Source organism: Aureimonas sp. AU20, assembly GCF_001442755.1.
In the GTDB taxonomy this organism is placed as follows: domain Bacteria; phylum Pseudomonadota; class Alphaproteobacteria; order Rhizobiales; family Rhizobiaceae; genus Aureimonas.
This window is the reverse complement of the sequence record NZ_CP006367.1, coordinates 2,600,944-2,625,092: the sequence shown is the minus strand read 5'-3', so window position 1 is coordinate 2,625,092 and position 24,149 is coordinate 2,600,944. Positions and strand designations below refer to the sequence as shown.

General features: G+C 63.3%; 22 protein-coding genes and 4 tRNA genes. 22 read left to right on the top strand and 4 right to left on the bottom strand.

Features of this window, described 5'->3' with window-relative positions; translation table 11 throughout:
• Positions 1–49: 49 nt before the first annotated feature.
• The 7 genes from M673_RS11660 (at position 50) to M673_RS11630 (ending at position 5,850) form a co-directional block, all read left to right on the top strand.
• On the top strand, positions 50–280 hold the full coding sequence (locus M673_RS11660; protein WP_061976218.1) for a twin-arginine translocase TatA/TatE family subunit: 231 nt from the start codon (positions 50–52) through the stop codon (positions 278–280).
• 48 nt (positions 281–328) lie between these two features.
• Positions 329–856, top strand: a complete 528-nt coding sequence (gene tatB / locus M673_RS11655) for a Sec-independent protein translocase protein TatB (protein ID WP_082639387.1) — start codon at positions 329–331, stop codon at positions 854–856.
• Positions 853–1,668, top strand: coding sequence for a twin-arginine translocase subunit TatC (tatC, locus tag M673_RS11650; protein ID WP_061976217.1), 816 nt, complete (start codon positions 853–855; stop codon positions 1,666–1,668). The genes tatB and tatC overlap by 4 nt, the downstream gene beginning before the upstream one ends.
• 39 nt (positions 1,669–1,707) lie before the next feature.
• A complete protein-coding gene (serS, locus tag M673_RS11645; RefSeq protein WP_061976216.1) occupies positions 1,708–2,991 on the top strand; it encodes a serine--tRNA ligase in 1,284 nt (427 codons plus the stop codon).
• Between the two features lie 3 nt (positions 2,992–2,994).
• Positions 2,995–3,750 carry a 5'/3'-nucleotidase SurE gene (gene surE / locus M673_RS11640; protein WP_061976215.1) on the top strand — a complete coding sequence of 252 codons (756 nt, stop codon included), beginning with the start codon at positions 2,995–2,997 and terminating at the stop codon, positions 3,748–3,750.
• A gap of 6 nt (positions 3,751–3,756) precedes the next feature.
• The gene (locus M673_RS11635) at positions 3,757–4,404 is read left to right on the top strand and encodes a protein-L-isoaspartate(D-aspartate) O-methyltransferase (protein WP_061976214.1); all 648 of its coding nucleotides are present in this window, start codon (positions 3,757–3,759) and stop codon (positions 4,402–4,404) included.
• A gap of 105 nt (positions 4,405–4,509) precedes the next feature.
• A complete protein-coding gene (locus M673_RS11630; protein WP_244493158.1) occupies positions 4,510–5,850 on the top strand; it encodes a M23 family metallopeptidase in 1,341 nt (446 codons plus the stop codon).
• Positions 5,851–5,910: 60 nt separating this feature from the next.
• Here the strand turns inward: M673_RS11630 and M673_RS11625 are convergent, their stop codons facing one another.
• Complete coding sequence (locus M673_RS11625) at positions 5,911–6,777, bottom strand: ATP-binding protein (protein WP_061976212.1); 867 nt, start codon at positions 6,775–6,777, stop codon at positions 5,911–5,913.
• Positions 6,778–6,915: 138 nt separating this feature from the next.
• On the opposite strand from M673_RS11625, the gene yajC reads away from it, so the two are divergent.
• The 5 genes from yajC to M673_RS11600 all read left to right on the top strand — a co-directional run bounded on the left by yajC (position 6,916) and on the right by M673_RS11600 (position 12,979).
• A complete protein-coding gene (yajC, locus tag M673_RS11620; protein WP_061976211.1) occupies positions 6,916–7,257 on the top strand; it encodes a preprotein translocase subunit YajC in 342 nt (113 codons plus the stop codon).
• A gap of 123 nt (positions 7,258–7,380) precedes the next feature.
• Positions 7,381–9,966, top strand: a complete 2,586-nt coding sequence (gene secD / locus M673_RS11615; protein WP_061976210.1) for a protein translocase subunit SecD — start codon at positions 7,381–7,383, stop codon at positions 9,964–9,966.
• A 27-nt stretch (positions 9,967–9,993) separates the two neighbouring features.
• Complete coding sequence (locus tag M673_RS11610; protein ID WP_061976209.1) at positions 9,994–10,365, top strand: Mth938-like domain-containing protein; 372 nt, start codon at positions 9,994–9,996, stop codon at positions 10,363–10,365.
• A gap of 4 nt (positions 10,366–10,369) precedes the next feature.
• Positions 10,370–11,191, top strand: coding sequence for a phytoene/squalene synthase family protein (locus M673_RS11605; protein ID WP_061976208.1), 822 nt, complete (start codon positions 10,370–10,372; stop codon positions 11,189–11,191).
• A gap of 21 nt (positions 11,192–11,212) precedes the next feature.
• The gene (locus M673_RS11600) at positions 11,213–12,979 is read left to right on the top strand and encodes a DUF4153 domain-containing protein (protein WP_061976207.1); all 1,767 of its coding nucleotides are present in this window, start codon (positions 11,213–11,215) and stop codon (positions 12,977–12,979) included.
• On the opposite strand, the gene trmFO is transcribed toward M673_RS11600, so the two are convergent.
• Positions 12,980–14,413: a methylenetetrahydrofolate--tRNA-(uracil(54)-C(5))-methyltransferase (FADH(2)-oxidizing) TrmFO gene (gene trmFO / locus M673_RS11595; protein WP_061976206.1), complete on the bottom strand. Its 1,434-nt coding sequence runs from the start codon at positions 14,411–14,413 to the stop codon at positions 12,980–12,982.
• Between the two features lie 219 nt (positions 14,414–14,632).
• A complete protein-coding gene (locus M673_RS23670) occupies positions 14,633–14,776 on the bottom strand; it encodes a DUF1127 domain-containing protein (protein ID WP_082639382.1) in 144 nt (47 codons plus the stop codon).
• Positions 14,777–15,083: 307 nt separating this feature from the next.
• On the opposite strand from M673_RS23670, the gene M673_RS11590 reads away from it, so the two are divergent.
• From M673_RS11590 to M673_RS11565, 6 genes are all read left to right on the top strand, one after another.
• A tRNA-Leu gene (locus M673_RS11590) sits at positions 15,084–15,167 on the top strand.
• Between the two features lie 76 nt (positions 15,168–15,243).
• Complete coding sequence (gene tig / locus M673_RS11585) at positions 15,244–16,599, top strand: trigger factor (protein ID WP_061977808.1); 1,356 nt, start codon at positions 15,244–15,246, stop codon at positions 16,597–16,599.
• Positions 16,600–16,796: 197 nt separating this feature from the next.
• Positions 16,797–17,429 carry an ATP-dependent Clp protease proteolytic subunit gene (locus tag M673_RS11580; RefSeq protein WP_061976205.1) on the top strand — a complete coding sequence of 211 codons (633 nt, stop codon included), beginning with the start codon at positions 16,797–16,799 and terminating at the stop codon, positions 17,427–17,429.
• A gap of 245 nt (positions 17,430–17,674) precedes the next feature.
• Entirely contained in the window at positions 17,675–18,943 is a 1,269-nt protein-coding gene (gene clpX, locus M673_RS11575; RefSeq protein WP_061976204.1) for an ATP-dependent Clp protease ATP-binding subunit ClpX, read from the top strand.
• A 246-nt stretch (positions 18,944–19,189) separates the two neighbouring features.
• The gene (lon, locus tag M673_RS11570) at positions 19,190–21,616 is read left to right on the top strand and encodes an endopeptidase La (RefSeq protein ID WP_061976203.1); all 2,427 of its coding nucleotides are present in this window, start codon (positions 19,190–19,192) and stop codon (positions 21,614–21,616) included.
• 164 nt (positions 21,617–21,780) lie between these two features.
• The gene (locus M673_RS11565; protein ID WP_061976202.1) at positions 21,781–22,059 is read left to right on the top strand and encodes an HU family DNA-binding protein; all 279 of its coding nucleotides are present in this window, start codon (positions 21,781–21,783) and stop codon (positions 22,057–22,059) included.
• A gap of 330 nt (positions 22,060–22,389) precedes the next feature.
• On the opposite strand, the gene M673_RS11560 is transcribed toward M673_RS11565, so the two are convergent.
• Positions 22,390–22,465 (bottom strand) — tRNA-Val (locus tag M673_RS11560).
• A 270-nt stretch (positions 22,466–22,735) separates the two neighbouring features.
• Here M673_RS11560 and M673_RS11555 point away from each other — a divergent pair.
• The 4 genes from M673_RS11555 (at position 22,736) to M673_RS11540 (ending at position 24,148) form a co-directional block, all read left to right on the top strand.
• Positions 22,736–22,812 (top strand) — tRNA-Asp (locus tag M673_RS11555).
• Between the two features lie 58 nt (positions 22,813–22,870).
• Positions 22,871–22,947, top strand: a tRNA-Asp gene (locus tag M673_RS11550).
• Between the two features lie 287 nt (positions 22,948–23,234).
• Complete coding sequence (locus M673_RS11545) at positions 23,235–23,600, top strand: NADH-quinone oxidoreductase subunit A (RefSeq protein ID WP_019995320.1); 366 nt, start codon at positions 23,235–23,237, stop codon at positions 23,598–23,600.
• Positions 23,591–24,148, top strand: coding sequence for a NuoB/complex I 20 kDa subunit family protein (locus tag M673_RS11540; RefSeq protein WP_061976201.1), 558 nt, complete (start codon positions 23,591–23,593; stop codon positions 24,146–24,148). Before M673_RS11545 ends, M673_RS11540 begins: the two co-directional genes overlap by 10 nt.
• Position 24,149 lies beyond the last annotated feature (1 nt).

The window sequence follows — 24,149 nt, the reverse complement described above, 5'->3', positions numbered from 1 at the left end:
TCGGTTTGAAGTCGGAGCGCGGGCAGCCCGCGCCCATTGGAGGCGTATCATGGGTAGCTTCAGCATCTGGCACTGGCTCATCGTTCTGGCCGTCGTGCTGCTTCTCTTCGGTCGCGGCAAGATTCCCGAGCTGATGGGCGACGTGGCCAAGGGCATCAAGAACTTCAAGAAGGGCATGGCGGACGAGGACACGACCGTCGCTCAGGAGCGTCGCTCGCTCGACATGCGCGAAGGCGATGCCATGCCGCACGAGACCACGACCGAAAAGTCCCGCATCTAAAGGATGGGCGGCGCATAGCGCGCCGCCATTCTCCTCCTGGGGATCGACATGTTCGACATCGGTGGACTCGAGCTTCTTGTTATCGCGGTCGTTTTGATCGTCGTCGTCGGTCCGAAGGATCTCCCGAAGATGCTTCGCACCTTCGGCCGGGTCAGTTCGCAGATGCGCCGTATGGCGGGCGATTTCCGGCACCAGTTCGACGAGGCCTTGAAGGAGGCCGAACTCGAAGAACTGCGCAACACCGCGCAGCAGGTCCGCGATCTCGACCCGCGCAACGATCTTCGCAAGGCGATGAACCCGATCCGCGCGGTCGGAGACGAAATTCGCTCTTCGATCAAGGCCGCGACCGTAGCGCCTGAGCCTGTCGTTCCGTCGGCAACGCAAGCGGCGGTGCCAGTCGAGCCGATGGCAGACGTTCCGCCTACCTCTTCCCCTGCCGTCGCGACGCCGCCAGCCGTCAACGGCGAAGCACAGCCCGTCGCCGCGACGAACGGTCATGCGATCCATGTCAACGTCGAGGCGGCACATGGGGGCGAGGCCGCTCCTGTTCGCGCGCCGGCCGGGAGCCTTCAGTGAGTCAGCGTTCCGAGTCGGACATCGAGGCCTCGTCCGCGCCTCTGATCGAGCATCTGATCGAACTGCGGCGCCGGCTGATCTGGTCGATCGCCGGCTTCTTCGGCATGTTCCTGATCTGCTTCTTCTTCGCCAAGGGCATCTTCAACATCCTCGTCGTGCCCTATCAGATCGCCAGCGGCTGGGCTGGACTGGACCCTGCCAGCGTCGAACTGATCTATACGGCCCCGCAGGAATACTTCTTCACGCAGGTGAAGGTTGCAGCCTTCGGCGGCTTCTTCCTGGCGTTTCCCGTGATCGCCATCCAGATTTACAAGTTCGTTGCCCCCGGCCTTTATCGGGATGAGCGCGCGGCTTTCATTCCGTTTCTGGTGGCAACGCCGCTGCTTTTCCTGCTAGGCGCGCTGCTCGTCTACTTCTTCTTCACCCCGATGGTGATGTGGTTCTTCCTGTCGATGCAGCAGCCGGGCGAGGGCAGCGACGCAGCGATCCTGCTGCTGCCCAAGGTCTCCGAATATCTGTCGCTGATCATGACGTTGATCGTCGCCTTCGGACTGGTCTTCCAGCTGCCGGTGATCTGCTCACTTCTGGTGCGGGCCGGCATGGTCACGGCCGATGGGCTGAAGTCGAAGCGCAAATACGCAATCGTGCTCGCATTCATCGTCGCGGCGGTGCTGACGCCGCCCGATCCGATGTCCCAGATCGGCCTTGCGATCCCGGCGATCATTCTCTACGAGGTCTCGATCATTACGGCACGGATGATCGAAAAGAAACGAGGCGTGCGTCTGGCGGCCAACGAAGCCGGCACGGAGTGATCCGATCGGTTCCGGCCCGCCTGAAGCGGACTGGAAATCATGCTGGATATCAAATGGATCCGCGACAATGCGGAAGCTCTGGACGAAGCTCTGAAGCGTCGCGGTTCGGCCCTGACGTCGGCCGAGATCGTTCGCTTGGACGAGAAGCGCCGCCAGCATCTGAAGACGCTGCAGGACTGGCAGGGCCAGCGCAACGAAGCCTCCAAGCAGATCGGCAAGGCCAAGGCGTCGGGTGACGCGGCCCTTGCCGACGAGACGATGCGCACCGTCACTGAGCTCAAGACCAAAATTCAGGATGGCGAGAAGCTCGAGCGCGAGATCGACGCCGAGATCAATGCCCTGCTGGCGACCGTACCGAATGTTCCGCTCGCCGAGGTTCCGACTGGTGCGGACGAGACGGGCAATGTCGAGGTGCGCCGCGTCGGCGATAAGCGCAGCTTCAATTTTCAGCCCAAAGAGCATTTCGAATTGGGCGAGGCGCTCGGCCTCATGGATTTCGAGCGCGCCGCCCGCATGTCCGGCTCGCGCTTCACAGTGCTGCGCGGGGACTTGGCTCGGTTGGAGCGCGCTCTCGGCCAGTTCATGGTCGAAACCCACACTCGCGAGTTCGGATACGAGGAGGTGTCTCCGCCGCTTCTAGTGCGCGACGAGGCGCTCTACGGCACGAGCCAGCTGCCGAAATTTGCCGAGGACCTATTTCAGACCACGGACGGACGCTGGCTGATCCCGACCGCCGAGGTCTCGCTGACCAATCTCGTTCGCGAGGAGATCATCGAGGAGCAGGCCCTGCCGCTCCGCTTTACGGCGTTGACGCCGAGCTTCCGCTCGGAAGCAGGATCGGCCGGTCGCGACACACGCGGCATGCTGCGCCAGCATCAATTCTACAAGGCCGAACTCGTCTCGATTACGACGCCGGAAACGTCGCATGAAGAGCACGAGCGAATGACGGCGGCGGCCGAAGCCGTTCTGACCAAGCTCGGCCTGCATTTCCGCACCGTCGTGCTCTGCACCGGCGACATGGGATTCTCCTCGCAGAAGACCTACGACATCGAAGTCTGGCTACCAGGGCAGAACGCCTACCGCGAAATCTCGTCCTGCTCGGTCTGCGGCGACTTTCAAGCCCGGCGGATGAACACGCGCTTCCGCCCCGCTGGCGAAAAGGCTGCGCCCCGCTTCGTACATACGCTCAACGGCTCAGGTACGGCGGTCGGGCGCGCGCTGATCGCGGTCATGGAGACCTACCAGCAGGAGGATGGCAGCATTCTCGTGCCGGACGTCCTCAAGCCGTTCATGGGCGGGCTCGAACAGATCGGCAAGAAGTAATCCATGCGCATTCTCCTGACGAATGACGACGGCATTCACGCGGAGGGACTTTCCGTCCTCGAACACATCGCCCGACAGTTGTCGGACGATGTGTGGGTCGTCGCGCCGGAAACGGATCAGAGCGGCCTGTCCCATTCGCTGACGCTCTCTTCGCCGCTGCGTCTTCGTCAGGAATCGGAGCGCCGTTTTGCGCTGCGCGGCACGCCGACCGATTGCGTCATCATGGCCGTCAAGCATCTCCTGTCGGAGGCACCCGACCTCGTCCTGTCCGGCGTCAATGCCGGGCAGAACGTCAGCGACGACGTCTCCTATTCCGGCACCGTTGCCGGCGCCATCGAGGGCATGATGCTGGGCGTCCGGTCCATCGCGCTCAGCCAAGCCTTCCGTCCCGACTCCGAGCGTGAGGCCATCTGGGAGACAGCTCGCCATCATGGTGCGGATGTCGTGGAGCGTCTTCTCAAAGTCGATGCTCCGGCTGGGACATTATTCAATGTCAACTTTCCGGCCGTGAAAGCCGGTGCCGTGCAAGGCATCGAGGTGACCCGGCAGGGCAAGCTGGACTATTCGCTTGGCATCGAAGAGCGGGTCGACGGGCGAGGCTTCCCTTACTTCTGGCTGAAGTTCGGGCGTCAGGCCGGGCCGGAGCTGGACGGTTCGGATATTGGCGCCCTGCGCTCCAACCGCATCTCAGTCACACCGCTGCATCTCGATCTCACCCATCACGCGCTGCGCGAGCAGATGCGCGAAACCTTCCGCTGAGCGCGCATGACCGCAACAGTCGATCGCGAGCAACTGGCGGCCTTCCTGATGACGGTGCGCACCGCCGATGGCGTGACGCCGCGTGTCCTGGCCGCCGTCGAGGCCGTGCCGCGCCGCGCCTTCGTGCCGGCGGACGCGGTGGAGGCCTATTCCGACAAGGTGTTTCCGCTCGACTGCGGCCAGTCCATGCCCGGCGCGCGCCACGCGGTGCGACTGGTCGCGGCGCTGAAGATCGCCCCGGAGCACCGCGTGCTGGAGATCGGCACGGGAAGCGGCTACGTCACGGCGCTGCTCGCCAAGCTTTGTTTTCAGGTTCTGACCTTGGATCGCTACCAGACCTTGCTGACCAAGGCGCAGGAGCGACTGAAGGCCTGCGGCATCAACAACGTGACCTTCCTTAAGGAGGATGGTCGCACGGGCTATCCCGACCAGGCGCCCTTCGACCGGATCGTGGTCCATGGCTCCTTCGAGTCGCTGCCGCGTGCCTTCGTAGAGCAGATGGCGTCGCAAGGAATTCTGATCTGCGCGCTTGGACCACCGGGCGACGTGCAGCGTCTCGTGCGACACCAGAAGTTGGGAAGCCGCTTCGAGGAAGAGACGCTGTTCAACGCCCGTCTCCAGCCGCTCGAAACCGGCGTCGCGAGCTTTCTGTAAAGAAATCCGTCTTCGTCCCGATCATGCTTAACCCTCGGGTAACATTAACGCTGTCTAATGTTCTCAGGTTGGGCGAATGCTTTGGGGACTGCAATGCGGACGGACGTGTTGAATCAGAGTCGGCTTCGGCTGGTGCGCTCGGCGGGGCTGATCGCGCTGGCCGCGTTGGCGGCCGGATGCAGTGCCGACGCCACGCGGTTGCAGGATAGCTTCTATACCGGAGCGATTCCGCCGGCGCCGGTGCGCTCGCAGCAGGTGGCGAGTGCGGCCCCTGCGGCCGAGCCGAGCTACGGCGCGGGGCAGCCGAACGCCTCCTACGGTTCCGGCACCACGGGCGCCTCGCGCACCTTTGCGGCAGCGACGCCGCCGGTCTCCCGCTCGACGCTGCCGCCTCCGCCGGCCAGTTCCTACGGCAATGGCAACGACAGCTATGCGCCCGTCCAGCAGCAGGCCGCTGCGCCGATGTCGCAGCATGCGTCCTCGCCGGTGAACCACGCTGAAGTGGCTCGCACCGAAGCCTCTCGCAACATGGCGCCGGCCCCGACGGGTTCGGCAGGTACCTATGTCGTGACGTCCGGCGACTCGCTCCTTGGCATCGCGCGCCGTCACAATGTCCGCGCCGCCGATCTGCGCAACGCCAACCGGCTGACCGACGACAATGTGCGGATCGGCCAGAAGCTGACGATCCCGGCAGGGGGCTCTGCCACGGCGTCGGCACAGCCGGCCGGGAACGTTCGCTACGCCACGCTCGGCGCGCCGCCGACCAGCCTCCAGGCTCAGGCCGCAAAGATCGCCGTGCCCAGCTCGGCTCCGACCAATGCGCGTCCGGCCGCTGCGGCTGCGCAGGCCACTCGCGAACTGCCGCCGGTCAAGCCCGCGCAGGCAGCCGCCGCTGCCGCAACGCCGGCCAAGCCTGCGACGCATGAGATGCCGGCCGTGGCCGCTACGCCGGCGCCCGTCGCTCCGAGCGCCGCGAGCACGTCAGTGGCGGCCGCCGCACCGGTTGCCCAGACCACCGCTGCCAAGGCGGAGGAAGAGGAGCAGGCTTCGTTGGCTCCGGCCTCGACTGGAATCAACCAGATGCGTTGGCCGGTGCAGGGCCGCGTCATCAAGAATTTCGGCGACAAGGTCGGCTCGCGCCGCAACGACGGTCTGAACATTTCCGTGCCGCGCGGAACGCCCATCAAGGCGGCCGAGAACGGCGTCGTGATCTATGCCGGCGAGGGCCTCAAGGAGTTCGGCAAGACCGTCTTGGTCAAGCACGAGAACGGCCTCGTGACCGTCTATGGCCATGCCGACGACATCAAGGTTCAGCGCGGTGCCACGGTGAAGCGCGGCGAGGAAATCGCGACGGCGGGCATGACCGGCGACACGGACGCGCCGATGCTGCATTTCGAGGTCCGCAAGGACTCCTCTCCGGTCAATCCGATGACCTATCTGCGCTAAGCAAGAATAGTTCGGAGCAAGGCAGCGCCCGGTTCGAAAGAGCCGGGCGCTTTTCGTTGGTCAGCGGGGCAGGGCGTGGCCGAGGCGTCCCGCGAGATCAGTAACGAACTGGTAGGCGACGCGGCCCGAGCGGCTGCCGCGCGTCGTGCTCCATTCCAGCGCGTCGCGACGAACCTCCTCGGCGTCCCGCTCGATCCCGGCGGAGGCGAGATAGCCGCACACCATCGCGAGATAATCGTCCTGCGAACATTTGTGGAAGCCGAGCCAAAGGCCGAATCGATCCGACAGCGAGACCTTCTCTTCCACCGCCTCACTTGGATTGATGGCGGTCGACTGCTCGTTTTCCATCATGTTGCGCGGAAGGAGATGGCGGCGGTTCGACGTGGCATAGAACAGGACATTGTCCGGCCGCCCCTCGACGCCCCCGTCCAGCGCGGCCTTCAGCGACTTGTAGGATGTGTCGTCGTGATCGAACGACAGATCGTCGCAGAACAGGAGAATCGGGAAGGGCGCGGCGCGCAAGAGCGTCATCAGCAGAGGCAGGTCGTCGATGTCCTCGCGGTGGACCTCGATGAGCTTCAGGACCGGACGGCCCGTTCCTATCGAATTGACCTTGGCGTGAACGGCCTTCACCAGCGATGATTTGCCCATTCCGCGGGCGCCCCAAAGCAGGGCGTTGTTGGCCGGCAGGCCATCGGCGAAGCGTTTTGTGTTCTCGAACAGGATGTCGCGCGAGCGGTCGATGCCGCGCAGCAGTTCGAAATCGACGCGGTTGACCCGGGGCACCGGCGTCAGGCCACCGGGTGGCGCGAAGACGAAGCAATCGGCCGCGCCGAGATCGGGCGAGGGGGTCGCCTCCGGCGCCAGACGATCCAGCGCGTCGGCGATCCGTCGCAGGAGGGGAAGGAAATCCGTGTCGATGGTCACCGGTCGGCCCTTCGGAAGTGCGCGGGTCCACCCGGATATGCCAGGCGGCGCTTGTTGCAATCGCGTCGACCGATCGTATATTGCGGCCACCTTGTGAAGGGCTCAGCGCCCTGTTTTCGTTTGTGTTGGGAGATCTTGATGTTCGTATCGCCGGCTTTTGCGCAGACCGCCACCGCAGCGGGAGGACCGGAGAGCATCCTCATCAGCATTCTTCCCTTCGTCGCCGTCTTCGCGATCATGTATTTTCTGATCATTCGCCCGCAGCGCTCGGCCGCCAAGAAGCGGGACGATATGCTGAAAAACATTCGTCGCGGCGACACGATCGTGACTGGCGGCGGCATCATCGCCAAGGTCACGAAGGTTCAGGACAATGGCGAGTTGGAAGTGCAGATTTCCGAGACCACCAAGATCCGCGTGCTGCAGTCCATGGTTGCGGATGTCCGCGTGAAGGGCGAGCCCACGGCGGCCAACGCGAAGTAACCTGCCTTCGGGCCGAACGGCGTTCGGCTCGGTTTCATCTTCGGCAGATCCTCTGCCGAACCCCATCTTCGGAGCGCCGTGGACCCCATCGGTCCGGTGCTCCGATTGTCGTTCGGGAACGCCATGCTCTATTTCTCGCGGTGGAAGACCACCTTCATCTGGCTCGCCGTGCTCTTCGGCGTCCTGTTCGCGCTCCCGAACCTTCTGACCGAACAGCAGCGGGCCAGTCTGCCGGGCTTCATGCCCAAGCAGCCGATGACGCTCGGTCTCGACCTGCAGGGCGGCTCCTATGTGCTGCTGGAGGTGGATCGCGCCTCGCTGGTCAACGACCGCCTCCAGAGTCTTCGCGAGGACGTGCAGGTTAGCCTGCGGGCCGCCAATATCGGCTTCACCAGCCTTCGCGAGAACAATGGCGCGATCCAGTTCACGCTGCGCGACCCTTCGCAGGGCGCCGCCGCGCGCACGGCACTGCAGAGCCTGACGTCGCCAATCTCCAGCGGCCTTCTGGCCGGTGGCTCGGTGACGGAAACCGAACTCACCGAGCCGCAATCCGGCACGTTCCGTTTGGCTCTCACCAATCCCGGCATCGACTATCGCCTGTCGACCGCCGTGTCGCAATCGATCGAAGTGGTGCGTCGGCGCGTCGACGAGCTAGGGACCACCGAGCCCGTTATTCAGCGCCAGGGTCTCGATCGCATCATGGTTCAGGTGCCGGGTCTGCAGGACCCCGCCCGCCTCAAGAACCTCCTCAACCAGACCGCGCGTCTGACCTTCCGCCTTGTCGACGTGAACAATTCGGCGCAGGCTGTCGCCAGCGGCGCGCAGCCGGTTCCGGCCGGAGATGAGCTTCTCCAGACCAACGACCCGACGCCGCAGCCGATCCTGGTGCAGCGCCAGGTCATGATTTCCGGCGAGAACTTGACCGACGCCCAGGCCGGTTTCGAGCAGCAGACCAACCAGCCGGTCGTCAACATCCGCTTCGACGCGCGGGGCGCGCAGCGCTTCGGTCAGGTGACGCAGGAAAACACCGGTCGTCCCTTTGCGATCGTGCTCGACAATAAGGTTCTGTCGGCGCCCAATATTCGTGAGCCGATCCTCGGCGGTCAGGCGCAGATTTCGGGCAACTTCACCGTCCAGTCCGCCAACGATCTAGCTGTTCTTCTGCGCGCTGGCGCGCTGCCGGCAACGCTAGACATCATCGAAGAGCGCACGATCGGACCGGGCCTCGGCGCCGATTCCGTCGCGGCCGGTCAGGCCGCCGGCATCATCGGCGGCGTGCTGGTCATCGTCTTCATGTTCGTGGCCTACGGCTTCCTCGGCCTGATCGCCAACATCGCCCTTCTCGTCAACGTCATCCTTCTTGTCGCACTTCTGTCGGCCCTCGGCTCCACGCTGACGCTGCCCGGCATCGCCGGCATTGTGCTCACCATGGGCATGGCCGTCGATTCGAACGTTTTGATCTACGAGCGACTGCTGGAAGAGCGGCGAAACGGACGATCGGTCGTTCAGTCCATCGACGCCGGTTTCCACAAGGCGCTCGGCACGATCATGGACGCCAACATCACCTCGCTGATAGCGGCGGTGATTCTGTTCTTCCTCGGCTCGGGTCCGGTGCGCGGCTTCGCCGTGACGCTGGCGCTCGGCATCTTCACCACCGTCTTCACCGCGCTGACCCTGACGCGTTGGATGGTTTCCTTTTGGCTGCGCAGCCGCCGTCCGAAGGAAGTGCCGAAGGGATGGGTGTCCTTCGTTCCGCATGGAACGCGCATCCGCTTCATGAGCATTCGCCGCTGGGCCTTTGCGATCACGATCGGCCTGTCGCTCGCCTCGATCGGCAGCCTTTTCGTGGGCGGGCTGAACTACGGCATCGATTTCACGGGCGGCACCGTACTCGAGCTGCGCGCCAAGACTGGAGAGGCCGATGTCGGCAAGATTCGCGAGGATCTTTCGGGCATTGTCGAGGGCGACGTCCAGGTTCAGCAGTTCGGCAACCCGGCCGACGTGCTGGTTCGCTTCGCCGTCCAGCAGCAGGACCTCCAGACGCCGCAAGCCAGCGTCAACGCCGTGCGCGGCGCGCTTGCGGCGGAATACGACTTCCAGCGCGTGGAGGTCGTCGGCCCGACCGTGTCGGGCGAACTCGCCTGGGCGGCCGTGTTCGGCGTCGGCGCCGCGCTTCTGGCCATCTCGGTCTATGTCTGGCTGCGCTTCGAATGGCAGTTCGCGATCGGCGCGCTGCTTGCCACCGCGCACGATGTCGCCATGACGGTCGGCTTCCTCGTGGTTTCGCAGCTTGAATTCAACCTGTCGTCCATCGCCGCGATCCTGACGATCGTCGGCTACTCGTTGAACGATACGGTGGTGGTGTTCGACCGAATTCGAGAAAACCTGCGCAAATACAAGAAGATGTCGATCTCCGACATCATCGACCTGTCGCTCAACGAGACGCTGTCGCGCACCATGCTGACGGCGGTGACGTTGGTGCTTGCGCTGGTCGCGCTCTATGCGTTCGGCGGCGACGTAATCCGTGTCTTCGTCGCGCCGATGCTGGCTGGCGTTCTCGTCGGCGTCTACTCCTCGATCTTCATCGCGGCGCCGGTGCTCATCTATTTCAAGCTTCGGCCGGACGCGATTCGCGGTGGCGACAAGAACGACCTGAAGGAGCTGAAGGCGGACACAGGCTCGTCGGCCGCGCCCACGGGCAAGGTCTGAGCCGTGAGCGACGCCGAAAACCCAGGCATGCGCGACGCCCATTATCCGCGTCGCGCACCGATCGATGCCTATGGCAATTGCGGCTTCCGCTTCGCGGATATGTCGCATCGCGGCTCGATCCTCTGCCTGCCGTCGGGCATCTACGGATGGACCGCGACGGAGGCGGAGCCTTTCGGCGGCGAGCGTCTCTTGAAAATCCTCGAGGAGGGGGCGGACATCCGCTTCCTTCTCTATGGCACCGGCAAGGACATTCGCCGCGTGCCCCCCGCGCTGCTCGACCGACTACGCAAGGCCGGGATCTCCTGCGATCCCATGTCGACTGGCGCCGCCGTGCGGACTTACAACATCATGCTGGGCGAAGGGCGGCCCGTCGCCGCTGCCTTGATCGCGGTGGACTGAGCGCATGGCGCCCGAAGGCCTGGCGGCAGCCTATGCCGAATGCGAGCGCATCGTGCGCGATGGCGACGCGGATCGGGCCGTTTCCGTGGGCTTCACCGCGCCTGACAAGCAGAAGCACCTGTTCGCGCTCTACGCTTTCCACATCGAAACTTTGCGCGTGCGGGACCTCGTCTCGCAGCCTCTGCCCGGCGAAATTCGCCTCCAGTGGTGGCGCGACCGGCTGACCAGCGCCGACGATATCGAAGAAGCCGCGCAGGGCTCGCCCGTCGCCCTCGCCCTGATCTCGACGGTTCGCGCCTTCGACCTGCCGGTGGACGCGTTCGATCGCTATCTCGAAGCGAGGCTTTTCGACCTCTACAACGATCCCATGCCTTCGCGCACCGAGTTCGAAGCCTATGCGGGCGAGACTTTTTCGACGCTGATGATGCTCGCGGCCATGGTGCTCGATCGCGACTCTGCCCCGTCGGTGGCCACGGCCGCCGGTCATGCCGGTGTGGCCGAAACCGCCGTGTGGGCGCTGCGCCATGAAGCGCAGCATCGCCATCGCAACCAGATCTACGTGCCAGGCGACATGCTTTCGGCCCTCGGCACGACGCCGGCGGAATGGCTGGCGGGCGAGGATAAGGCGCGGCCAGTGCGCGAGGCGACCCGGGCCTTGGCGCGTGAGCATACTACGAACGTCTCGACGCGCTGGGCAGAGATTCCACGCAGCCTTCGCCCGGTCTTCCTGCCGGCGCTCTTGGCTGCTTCGACCCTGGGCGACGAAACCAAGCCCGTCGGCCCGTTCAAACGTCTTTGGACCTATTGGCGGCTTATGCGCCGCTGATCTAAGCGGAAGTCGATGCCGATGGACCTCTTGCCGACCCATGGCTTTCGAAGCCGATCCTGGCTCGGAGACGCATCGAACGGGGTCGCGCGCTTTCCGCTGACCGCCGCCATGATCGCGGCCTTTTCGGCCTTGGCCAATTTGGAACTCGCGGATCGACTGCCGTTCTCCCACTCGACGCCTTTGCTCGCGGCGTTGCTGAGCGCTGCCGCGGTCTCGCTGGCGGTTTCGATCGCGGCGGAAGCGCGGGGTATCTCCAGTCCGATCCGAGTCATCCTGGCGCTGGCAATTGCCGGACCGCTCGCCTGGAGCATCGGGGCTGCGGGGGCGCCGCCGATCCGCGTCACCGCTATGGTCTGGGCCGCTTTGGCAGGCGCGGTGCTTCTGCCCTTCGTCGGGCGTGGTTCGCCCGAGCGCTTCTGGGCCTTCACGCTCTGGACGGTGGTTGGTGCGGCAGTCGCCTTCGTCGCGGTCGCGCTGTTTCTCCTGGCCGGATATGTGATTCTCTGGATGCTGGAGGCGCTGTTCGGCCTCGACATCGGGGGGAACTGGGATCGCTATGTCTTGGTGACGGGCCTGACGCTGATCGGTCCGCTTTTTGCCCTTGGGCGCATCCCATCGTCCTTGGACGTCTCGCTGGTCTTCGACGCCACCGACCGAATGGTGCGCGTGGTCCGTCCGCTGTTCGACTGGGTGCTCGTGCCTCTCGTGCTGGTCGCCGGGACGATCCTGCATGTCTATCTTCTCCGCGAGGCCGCCGGGCACCGATTGACGACGGCTGAGGTCTGGCCGCCGTTGGTCTTCTCGGTGCTGGTCATGGCTCTGCGCGTCGCGATCGATCCGTTCCGCATCGGGGCGCCGAAGCCGACGACCCTGTTCTTGCGATTCTGGCGCCTGATGCTCGCCCTTCCGACCGTCGCGCTTGGCGCCATCATCTGGCAGCGTGTGGAGACCGGCGGCTGGATGCTGGCCTCCTACGGGCTCGCCGCGTGGAGCCTCTCCTTGGCTCTCGTGCTGGCCTTGGCTGTCTGGCGTCGGGCAGCGGGCGACATTCGATGGCTGGTCGGCGTGCCGGCCCTCTTGCTGCTGCTTACGACCTTCGGTCCGTGGAGCGTGGAGAGCACCGTCGTGCGTAGCCAACTCGCCCGCCTGTCCGAGGCAACGGGCCATCGCGCGGAGGGTCGCGCACTCGTGCAAGAGGACATGGCGAGCTTGCGGGACGGGATCGCCGATCTCGGCCTGCTCCGCCGGTTGCGTGACGTTCGAGGCGTCCTGCCGCCGGAGGGGGCAGGAGATCCGATCTGGCAGAACGAGACGATTCGCGCTTTCGAGGTCATGCGTGTCGCGGGTATCGATATGCCCACCTCGCGAGCTTCCGCCGTACCGACTTTCAACGGCTTCCAGCTCTTCGCGGCGAGCCGGAACGGCGAGGGACTCGATCTCGCCGACTTCGATCTCGCCTTGCGAATTCGCTACAGCTCCTTCGAAGCGGGACAAGCGACTGACAATTCCGATGCATGGATGGTGGCACTGACGGAAGACGGGCAGGGGCTGTCGATCAGACACGGCAGTGTCGTCGATCGTGTAGGGCTCGAGCCGGTGCTCGCTGAGCTTCTGCGTCTCGCGCCAGCCATCGACGGGCCGCCACAGCGCGCCGACCTCACATCCGACGATGGGCGGCGGATTCGCCTGGACGTCGATCAGGCGGGAATCGATACGCGCGCCCGCGTCTTCAACGGGCTCGGCGCCACGATCCTAGTGCGCCGAGCCGAATGGAAAGCTGAGTAGTTACTCCGCCGCTTCCGATAAAGGAGCCTGCGTCGGCATCGGCGCGGGCAGGTCGAGCCATTGCGCAAAGTCCGCCAGCGCTCGTGCGGACAGAGCCATCTTCTTGGCAATGGTCTTTTCCTTGCCGCGCAGTCGCTTGCCTTCCTCTCGCGGCACGGTGACCGGCGGGAACAGGCCGAAATTTACGTTCATCGGTTGGAAGGACCGTTTGCCCGGCTCTTCGTCAGTGACGAGGTGGCCGCCCGTGATATGGCCGAGCAGCGCGCCCATAGCCGTGGTCGGAGGCGGCGGTGCCAGCACCTCGCCCCGTGCCTCGGCGGCCGCGAACCGACCTGCGAGCAGGCCGATCGAGGCGGATTCGACATAACCCTCGCAGCCCGTGATCTGGCCGGCGAAGCGCAGACGCGGCAGGCTTTTCAGGCGCAACGCGCCGTCCAGAAGCGTCGGCGAGTTCAGGTAGGTGTTGCGATGCAGGCCGCCCAGCCGAGCGAATTCGGCGTTCTCCAACCCCGGGATGGTCCGGAAGATGCGGACCTGATCGGCATATTTCAGTTTCGTCTGGAAGCCGACCATATTGTAGAGCGTGCCGAGCGCGTTGTCCTGACGCAGCTGGACCACGGCATAAGCCTTGATCTCGGGCTGGTGCGCGTTGGTGAGGCCCATCGGTTTCATCGGCCCGTGCCGCAGCGTCTCGATGCCGCGCTCCGCCATGACTTCGATCGGCAGGCAGCCATCGAAATAGGGCGTACCTTCCCATTCCTTGAATTCGGTCTTGGCGCCGGCAATTAGTTCGCCGACGAAGCGCTCATATTGCTCGCGGTCGAGCGGGCAGTTCACATAGTCCTTGCCCGTGCCGCCCGGCCCGACCTTGTCGTAGCGCGACTGGAACCAAGCCTTGTCCATGTCGATCGTGTCGAAATGAACGATCGGCGCGATCGCGTCGAAAAAGGCGAGGGCGTCCGCGCCGGTCTCCTGGCGGATTGCTTCGGCCAAGGCGGGGGCGGTCAGCGGACCGGTTGCGACGATGGTCGGCCCCCATTCTTCCGGCGGCAACCCGTCGATCGTCTCGCGGCGGATTTCCACCAGTGAATGGGTAGCAAGTTTTCGGGTGACAGCCTCCGCGAACCCGTCGCGGTCCACGGCCAGCGCCCCGCCGGCGGGCACCTGATGCTGGTCGGCGCAGCGCATGATGAGCGAGCCCGCCAAACGCATCTCGGCATGGAGAACGCCCACGGCGTTCGTCGTCGCGTCGTCCGACCGAAAGGAGTTCGAGCACACCAGTTCGGCTAGGGCGTCGGTCTTGTGGGCGTCGGTGCCACGCACGCCGCGCATTTCGTGCATCACGACCGGCTGGCCAGCTTGCACGATCTGCCAAGCCGCCTCGGAGCCGGCGAGGCCGCCGCCGATGATATGGATGGGGTTTTTCTGGGTCATAACGTCGATTTACCGCATCCGCGCGCAAATCGAAACGGGGTTCGGGACCCGCTTTGAACGGACTGCCTGCAGTATCGCCGGTCGCGAAACGACGACACCCGCCGGGGGAGGACCGGCGGGTGTCTGAAGAAAGCCTGCAGTGGGAGGAGGAGTCTGCAGGCTTGCCGGTCGCTGGGGAGCCCTGGGAGGAGGAGAAGGGACTCCAGCGAGATAGGGAATTTAGCGAACGGCCTGCCGCGCGATCGAAGGGATGTCGGTGCGCGCGATGCCGAGATCGTTCAGTTCGCGGTGCGAAAGACGGTTCAACTCATTGCAGGTCTCGCGGTAGCGACGCCAAGACGAGTAGGAGCGCATGATGTTCATCGGGACACCCTCAAAGGATCATTAAATCGATTTAGGCGGTCGATCTGGTGTCGTCCCGCTTCGTTGGACCGAACATAATGGGCACCGCTGACGTCGGGTAGAAGGTTGGCCGCATGGCAGGCCTGCGATTGGTGCAACGCAACACGAAACGATTTAGAGAGATATTCGATCGCTTTCTGCTGGCCGGCGCGCGACGGAAGAGTCCGTACCGAACCCAGCTGTCGCAAACATGTTTAAAAACTTTGACGCAGCCGAAGCCGATGATATAGAGGCGCGCGTCGTAGAGCCGTGGGGTTCGCGGCGACGGGCGGGTGTGGCGAAATTGGTAGACGCACCAGATTTAGGTTCTGGCGCCAAAAGCGTGGGGGTTCGAGTCCCTCCACCCGCACCACGTCTGATCCAGACAAACGAGATTGACGCGCGACGACGGACTTTGGACCGCCGTTGCAGACCATAAAGGGTTGATGATGCAGGTTAAGGAAACCAAGGCCGAAGGCCTGTCGCGCGAGATCGAGATCGTCGTGCCGGCGTCGGACCTTGAGGCACGGCTGCAGACCCGCCTCTTCGAGATCAAGGATCAGGTTAAGATCAAGGGCTTCCGCCCCGGCAAGATCCCGATGGCCCATATGCGCAAGACGTATGGCCGGTCGATCATGGCCGAAATCGTGAACCAGATCATCAACGAGACGCCGCGCACCGTGATCGCGGAGCGCAACGAGCGCTCGGCCATGCGTCCCGAAATCCAGATGACGGAGAACGAGGGTGAGGCGGAGAAGGTTCTGAACGGCCAGAGCGACTTCCGCTTCACCGTCTCCTACGAGACGCTGCCCGCCTTCGAACTCAAGAGCACCGACGCGATCAAGATCGAGCGTCCGGTGGTCGAGATCGCCGAGGACGAAGTCGAGGAGCAGGTGAAGCGCATCGCCGAGAGCGCGCGCACCTTCCAGCCCAAGGAAGGCGCTGCCGAGACCGGCGACCGCGTCACCATGGACTTCCTTGGCAAGATCGACGGCGAAGCCTTCCAGGGCGGCACGGCCACCGACTCGAACCTCGTGCTCGGCTCGGGCCAGTTCATCCCCGGCTTCGAGGATCAGTTGGTCGGCCTGTCCGCTGGCGATGAGAAGAATGTCGAGCTCTCCTTCCCGGAGGATTACGGTGCGGCCCATCTCGCCGGCAAGCAGGCCGTGTTCGAGGTGAAGATCAAGTCCGTCGCCAAGCCGGACGAGATGGAACTGAACGACGAGCTCGCCAAGAAGCTCGGCCTGGAGTCGATCGACCGTCTTCGCGAGATCGTGCGCGGCCAGATCGAGAGCCAGTACGGCCAGGCGACGCGTCAGAAGGTGAAGCGTCAGCTTCTCGATGCGCTGGACGCGGACTATGCGTTCGAGCTGCCGTCGAAGCTCGTCGAAGCCGAGTTCAACAACATCTGGGCGCAGGTGACCCGCGAGCTCGAGCAGAGCGGCAAGACCTTCGAGGAAGAGGACACCACGGAGGAGAAGGCGCGCGACGAGTACAAGAAGCTCGCCGAGCGCCGCGTCCGTCTGGGCCTCGTCCTGTCCGAGATCGGCGAGAAGGCCGGCGTGACGGTGTCCGACGAGGAACTGCAGCGCGCCGTGATCGACCAGGTCCGGCAGTATCCGGGCCAGGAGCAGCAGGTCTACGACTACTTCCGCAACACGCCGGAAGCCGTCCAGAGCCTGCGCGCACCGATCTTCGAGGAAAAGGTCGTCGACCATCTCCTGGCCACGGTCGATGTCACCGACAAGACCGTCTCCAAGGAAGAGCTGATGAAGGAGGAAGAGGACGAGGCGGCTGCCGCCTGATCCCCGGGTTCATCCTCGATTTCGGAGGGCCGGCATGTTTGCCGGCCCTTTTTCGTTTTCAGGGAGCGGTAACCCCTCCCATGGCCATGGTTGCACAGGCGCCCGGCTAAGCCCTATCTAGGGTCAGACGGACGCGAGCCCGATTCGACGCATCGCGGCGGTTCCAAAGATCCCTCCATCAACGGACGTTCCCTCACATGAAGCATCCTCTCGAAACCGCGATGAACCTCGTGCCCATGGTGGTGGAGCAGACCAACCGCGGCGAACGCGCCTACGACATCTTCTCGCGCCTCCTGAAGGAGCGGGTGATCTTCATCACCGGGCCGATCGAGGATTCGATGGCCACGCTTGTCTGCGCGCAGCTTCTCTTCCTCGAGGCCGAGAACCCGAAGAAGGAAATCTCGCTCTACATCAACTCGCCGGGCGGCGTGGTGACGTCGGGCATGGCGATCTACGACACGATGCAGTTCATCAAGCCGGCGGTCTCGACGCTCTGCATCGGGCAGGCGGCGTCCATGGGCTCGCTGCTTCTTTGCGCCGGTCACAAGGACATGCGCTTCGCCACGCCCAATGCCCGCATCATGGTGCACCAGCCCTCGGGCGGCTTCTCGGGCCAAGCCTCCGACATCGAGCGCCACGCGCAGGACATCATCAAGCTGAAGCGTCGCCTGAACGAGGTCTATGTCCAGCACACCGGCCAGGATTACGAGACGATCGAGCGCACGCTCGACCGCGACCATTTCATGACCGCCGATGAGGCGCGCGAGTTCGGCCTGATCGACAAGGTCTATTCCTCGCGCGACGCGTTGGAAGTCAGCACCACCAACTGATCCCTGCTGCGATCTTGATGTTGCCATCGCCGGTTTCTACCTAGGAAAGGTGGAAGCCGGCGTTGTCGTTAAGCGTCGATCAAGGATGATCCGGCTACCGTGTGATGACGGATCTGCGACGAAGCCTTCTGCCGGTCGGATTGAACGATTGCTTTATGAGCGTTGCAGCATAGGATGACGAAAAAAGGGTCTGACGACCCATCTCCGGACCTCAAAGTCCGAGGTGCGGAACGGAAGGAAGAACGATGAGCAAAGTGAGCGGCGGCGATTCCAAGAACACGCTCTATTGCTCTTTCTGCGGAAAGAGCCAGCACGAAGTCCGCAAGCTGATCGCCGGGCCCACGGTCTTCATCTGCGACGAGTGCGTCGAGCTGTGTATGGACATCATCCGGGAGGAAAACAAATCCTCCATGGTGAAGTCGCGCGAGGGCGTGCCCACCCCGCAGGAGATCATCGCGGTTCTCGATGATTACGTGATCGGCCAGTCCTTCGCCAAGAAGGTTCTCTCGGTCGCGGTGCACAACCACTACAAGCGCTTGGCGCACGCGCAGAAGAACAACGACGTCGAACTGGCGAAGTCCAACATCCTGCTGATGGGCCCGACCGGCTGCGGCAAGACGCTGCTCGCCCAGACGCTGGCACGCATTCTCGATGTGCCTTTCACCATGGCGGACGCAACCACGCTGACGGAAGCCGGTTATGTCGGCGAAGATGTCGAAAACATCATCCTGAAGCTGCTCCAGTCGGCCGACTACAATGTCGAGCGCGCGCAGCGCGGCATCGTCTACATCGACGAGATCGACAAGATCAGCCGCAAGTCGGACAATCCCTCGATCACCCGCGACGTGTCGGGCGAGGGCGTCCAGCAGGCTCTCTTGAAGATCATGGAAGGGACGGTCGCGTCCGTTCCGCCGCAGGGTGGCCGCAAGCATCCCCAGCAGGAGTTCCTGCAGGTCGATACGGCGAACATCCTCTTCATCTGCGGCGGCGCTTTCGCAGGCCTCGACAAGATCATTTCTGATCGCGGCCGCAAGACCTCGATCGGCTTCGCCGCCACGGTCGAGTCGCCGGAAGATCGCCGCACGGGCGAGCTGTTCCGCCGCGTCGAGCCCGAGGATCTCCTCAAGTTCGGCCTGATCCCGGAATTCGTCGGTCGTCTGCCGGTTCTGGCGACGCTGGAAGATCTGGACGAGCCCGCGTTGGTGCAGATTCTGGTCGAGCCGAAGAACGCCCTGGTCAAGCAGTATCAGCGCTTGTTCGAGATGGAGAATGTCGAGCTGACGTTCCATGAGGATGCGCTGAAGGCGATCGCCCGCAAGGCGATCGAGCGCAAGACCGGGGCTCGCGGCCTGCGCTCGATCATGGAATCCATGCTGCTGGACACGATGTTCGACCTGCCAACGCTGGAAGGCGTTCGCGAGGTGGTGATCTCGGAAGAGGTGATCGACGGCAACGCGCGGCCCCTCTACATCTACTCGGACCGCAAGGACGAGAAGGAAACGGCTAGTGCCTGATCGGTCCAACGGCCCGAAGCTTTAAACGAGATGGCCCGTTCCGGCAGAGTGCTGGAACGGGCCATTGGTTTTTCAGGGGTTCGTGCGCGTTTTGAAACCGCTTCGTTCACGCCTTGGCGACGCGCCATCGGCTTGAATGGACGGGACCAAGTCGCCACATTGCGATTCGATGACGGCCTTCGCCTCGGTGCCTGATTGGGCCGGCGTGGATGGGCCACTAGCGGCTTCGCCGCAGAAAGGAATTTCATGTCCAATTCGACATCCGACCGCGGTCTCGGCGATCTCTCGGGGCAGACCTATCCGGTTCTGCCGCTCCGCGACATCGTCGTGTTCCCGCATATGATCGTGCCGCTGTTCGTCGGCCGCGAGAAGTCGATCAAGGCGCTGGAAGAGGTCATGGGCTCCGACAAGCAGATCCTGCTTGCGACCCAGAAGAATGCGGGCGACGAGGATCCGGCGCCGGACGCCATCTACGATCTCGGCACGCTCGCCAACGTCCTTCAGCTTCTGAAGCTGCCCGACGGGACCGTGAAGGTTCTGGTGGAGGGCATCTCGCGCGCTTCAATCACAAGCTTCACGGACCGCACCGAGTGGCACGAGGCTCACGCCGAGGTGGTGGACGAGGTCGAGGATGATCAGGTCGAAATCGAGGCTCTGGCCCGGTCGGTGATCTCGGAGTTCGAGAACTACGTCAAGCTGAACAAGAAGATCTCGCCGGAGGTGGTCGGCACCGCCGGGCAGATCGACGACTATTCCAAGCTGGCCGACACGGTGGCCTCCCATCTTGCGATCAAGATTCCCGAGAAGCAGGAAATGCTCGGCATCGTGAGCGTCCGCGAGCGTCTGGAACGCGCCCTGGGCTTCATGGAAGCGGAGATTTCCGTTCTACAGGTGGAGAAGCGCATCCGCTCGCGCGTCAAGCGCCAGATGGAGAAGACCCAGCGCGAGTACTATCTGAACGAGCAGATGAAGGCGATCCAGAAGGAACTCGGCGACGGTGAGGAAGGCCGTGACGAACTCGCCGAAATCGAGGAGCGCATCAAGAAGACCAAGCTCTCCAAGGAAGGCAAGGAGAAGGCCTCCGCCGAGCTGAAGAAGCTGCGGCAGATGAGCCCCATGTCCGCCGAGGCGACGGTGGTTCGCAACTATCTCGACTGGCTGCTGGGCCTGCCCTGGGGCAAGTCGTCCAAGATCAGGATCGATCTGAAGCGCGCTGAGCAGATTCTGGACGAAGAGCACTACGGGCTCGACAAGGTGAAGGAGCGCATCGTCGAGTATCTCGCGGTGCAGGCACGTCAGCCCAAGATCAAGGGCCCGATCCTTTGCCTCGTCGGCCCTCCCGGCGTCGGCAAAACCTCCCTCGCCAAGTCCATCGCCCGGGCGACAGGCCGTGAATATGTCCGCATGGCCCTCGGCGGCGTGCGGGACGAGGCCGAGATTCGCGGTCACCGGCGCACCTATATCGGCTCCATGCCGGGCAAAGTGATCCAGTCCCTCAAGAAGGCGAAGCGCAATAACCCGCTCTTCCTTCTCGATGAGATCGACAAGATGGGCCAGGACTTCCGAGGCGATCCGTCCTCGGCCATGCTGGAGGTGCTCGATCCCGAGCAGAACGCGACCTTCATGGACCACTATCTGGAGGTCGAATACGATCTCTCGTCCACGATGTTCGTCACCACCGCGAACACGCTGAACATCCCCGGCCCGCTGATGGACCGCATGGAGATCATTCGGATCGCCGGCTACACCGAGGATGAGAAGGTCGAGATCGCCAAGCGGCATCTTCTGCCGAAGGCCATCCGCGACCACGCCTTGCAGGCCAGCGAGTTTTCCGTGGCGGAAGACGCGCTGCGCGAGATCGCTCGGCGCTACACCCGCGAGGCCGGCGTGCGCTCCTACGAGCGCGAGCTGTCGAAGCTTGCACGTAAGGCGGTCACGCAGATCGTGCGAGGCGACGTTAAGTCGGTGGCCGTCACGGCCGCCAATCTGGCGGATTATCTCGGCGTGCAGCGCTACCGCTATGGCGAGGCCGAGTTGTCGGATCAGGTCGGCGTGGTGACGGGCTTGGCGTGGACCGAGGTCGGCGGCGAACTGTTGACGATCGAAGGCGTCATGATGCCCGGCAAGGGCAAGATGACGGTGACGGGCAACCTGAAGGACGTGATGAAGGAGTCGATCTCGGCGGCGGCGTCCTACGTCCGCTCGCGCGCGATCGAGTTCGGCATCGAGCCGCCGCTCTTCGACAAGCGGGATATTCACGTTCACGTCCCGGAAGGAGCGACACCGAAGGACGGTCCGTCAGCCGGTACGGCCATGGCGACCGCTATCGTGTCGGTCATGACCGGCATCCCCGTGCGTCGGGACATCGCCATGACGGGCGAGGTCACCCTGCGCGGACGGGTGCTCCCGATCGGCGGCTTGAAGGAGAAGCTGCTTGCCGCCCTGCGCGGTGGCATTAAGACGGTTCTGATCCCGGAGGAAAACGCGAAGGATCTCGCGGAAATCCCCGACAATGTGAAGAACAATCTCGAGATCATTCCGGTCTCACACATGAACGAGGTCCTCGCCAACGCGCTGATCCGGAAGCCCGAGGCGATCGAATGGACCGAGGCGGACAACCCCGTGCCCGTCCGTGATTCGGGGGACGAAGGCACCTCCGCCATCGCTCATTGATCCGATTCCGCTTCAAAAAACGAAAAATGCCGCCCTACAGGGCGGCATTTTGCTTGCAAAAGCCTTGTTTCCCGGGCTTTTGGTCCATCTCACCTTGAAGCTGGCCGGTCTTTTCAGCATCGTGGCCGCCGGAGTCGGTAAGACCAAACGTTTGGAGATTTGGCATGAATAAGAATGAGCTCGTATCCGTCGTCGCGGAAAAGGCTGGCTTGTCCAAGCAGGACGCAACGACGGCCGTCGACGCGGTGTTCGACGCGCTTCAGGGTGCCATGGCGAAGGGCGACGACGTCCGTCTCGTTGGTTTCGGGACGTTTTCCGTGTCGCATCGCGCCGCATCCAAGGGCCGCAATCCGTCGACCGGCGCTGAGGTCGATATTCCGGCTCGCAACGTGGCACGCTTCACGCCTGGCAAGGGCCTGAAGGATGCGGTCAACGCTGGCTGATTTAAGCCGTAGATTTGTTCGAGAGAATGGTCGGCACCTTGGTGCCGGCCTTTTTTTGTATCGGGATGACGGCCGCGCATATCTGAGATGGGGGGAGGGCTTTCCAACCATAAGACCAACCGATCTCGGACCGACAGGGGACAAAGGCGATCGTTAGCAGCTGAAACGTAAATGGCAGGCGTCGATGGACTGCTCATTTGTTTCATGAGCGAGATCGGGCTGGGGAGGGCGTCTTTGTCGGCGAACCTTGTTCGCATTCACTCCACAGCAACCTTCCCGGTCAGTAAAGGTCATTCCCAACTGCCTAGTCTGGTTAGGAATGTCGGGGAATGGTGGGCGATGACAGGCTCGAACTGCCGACATCCTCGGTGTAAACGAGGCGCTCTACCAACTGAGCTAATCGCCCGACGCGCATCGGATAGGCGCTCGGGCACGAAAATGCAAGCGGGAGAGCGATTCGGCGGCGCCGTGCGCGGTCAGGCGGCGATTTCGACTGGTCGACGCGGTCGATTCGTCATCCAAAGCTAGCGATTCTGTCTTGCGGACGCCATGAAACGAGGGACGCAGCCGGTAAGTCATTGAATTTGTGTAGGCTGAAAAAGGGACGTTGACACCGTCAGCGGCACGCCTTAAACGACCCCTCATGCCGCTGACGGAAACGACAGCGGCACGGAGCGCGGGTGTAGCTCAGTCGGTTAGAGTGCCGGCCTGTCACGCCGGAGGTCGCGGGTTCGAGCCCCGTCACTCGCGCCATTCTAACTCAGCTACCGTATGGTGGCTTTCTATAGATCGCTTTTGGGTGATCGTTTGCGCGGGTGTAGCTCAGTCGGTTAGAGTGCCGGCCTGTCACGCCGGAGGTCGCGGGTTCGAGCCCCGTCACTCGCGCCATCTTCTCACTTTAACTCCTCTATCACAAAGCCTAATATCGAGCTGTCCACATCTGATGCGGCTCTTTTGCCGCACTGCGGCCGAGCTTGCGCGAAGTGTTTTGCAGCGACGAAAGGCTCCTTGCTTCTACTTTGGGAAGGGTCTAATTCTCGCCCCGATTTGGCGAAGCGGGATAGCTTCCAGGTTTCGCGGTAAGGGGTGCGGCGACGCCGACCTGGCCGGAAACTACGTGAAGCGTCAGACCGTTGCCCGATCGCGACCCGTTCGCGGTATGGAGAGTTAGGCTTGTGAACGAGCTCCTTGGTTCTTATCTCCCGATCGTCATCTTCGTGGGTGTCGCCCTGCTGATCGGCCTGGCGCTTCTCGTCTCGCCGTTTCTCCTGGCTTTCAAGGCGCCCGACGACGAAAAGCTTTCGGCCTACGAGTGCGGCTTCGACGCGTTCGATGATTCCCGTATGAAGTTCGACGTTCGATTCTATCTCGTATCCATCCTGTTCATCATCTTCGATCTCGAAGTCGCCTTCCTGTTCCCTTGGGCCGCGTCGTTCCATGAACTAGGTTGGGCCGGGCTCTGGTCGATGATGGTGTTCCTGGGTGTTCTGACCGTCGGCTTCGTCTACGAATGGAAGAAAGGTGCGTTGGAATGGGATTGACCCCCGCTTCCTCTTCGCTGGCGTCTCGCTCGGATTTGCAGGTCGCCCCGGCGGCCCACCCTTTCGTTACCGACGTCAACAACGAATTAGCCGACAAGGGCTTCATCGTCACGTCGACCGAGGATCTGATCCAGTGGGCCCGCACGGGTTCGCTGATGTGGATGACCTTCGGTCTCGCCTGCTGTGCGGTCGAGATGATGCAGATGTCGATGCCGCGCTATGACGGCGAGCGCTTCGGCTTCGCGCCGCGAGCTTCGCCGCGCCAGTCTGACCTGATGATCGTCGCCGGCACGTTGACCAACAAGATGGCGCCTGCGCTCCGCAAGGTCTACGACCAGATGCCGGAGCCTCGCTACGTCATCTCCATGGGCTCCTGTGCCAATGGTGGCGGCTACTACCACTACTCCTATTCGGTGGTCCGTGGCTGCGACCGCGTCGTTCCGGTCGACATCTATGTGCCGGGCTGCCCGCCGACGGCCGAAGCACTGCTCTACGGCATGTTGCTGCTTCAGAAGAAAATCCGCCGCCTAGGGACCATCGAGCGCTGAT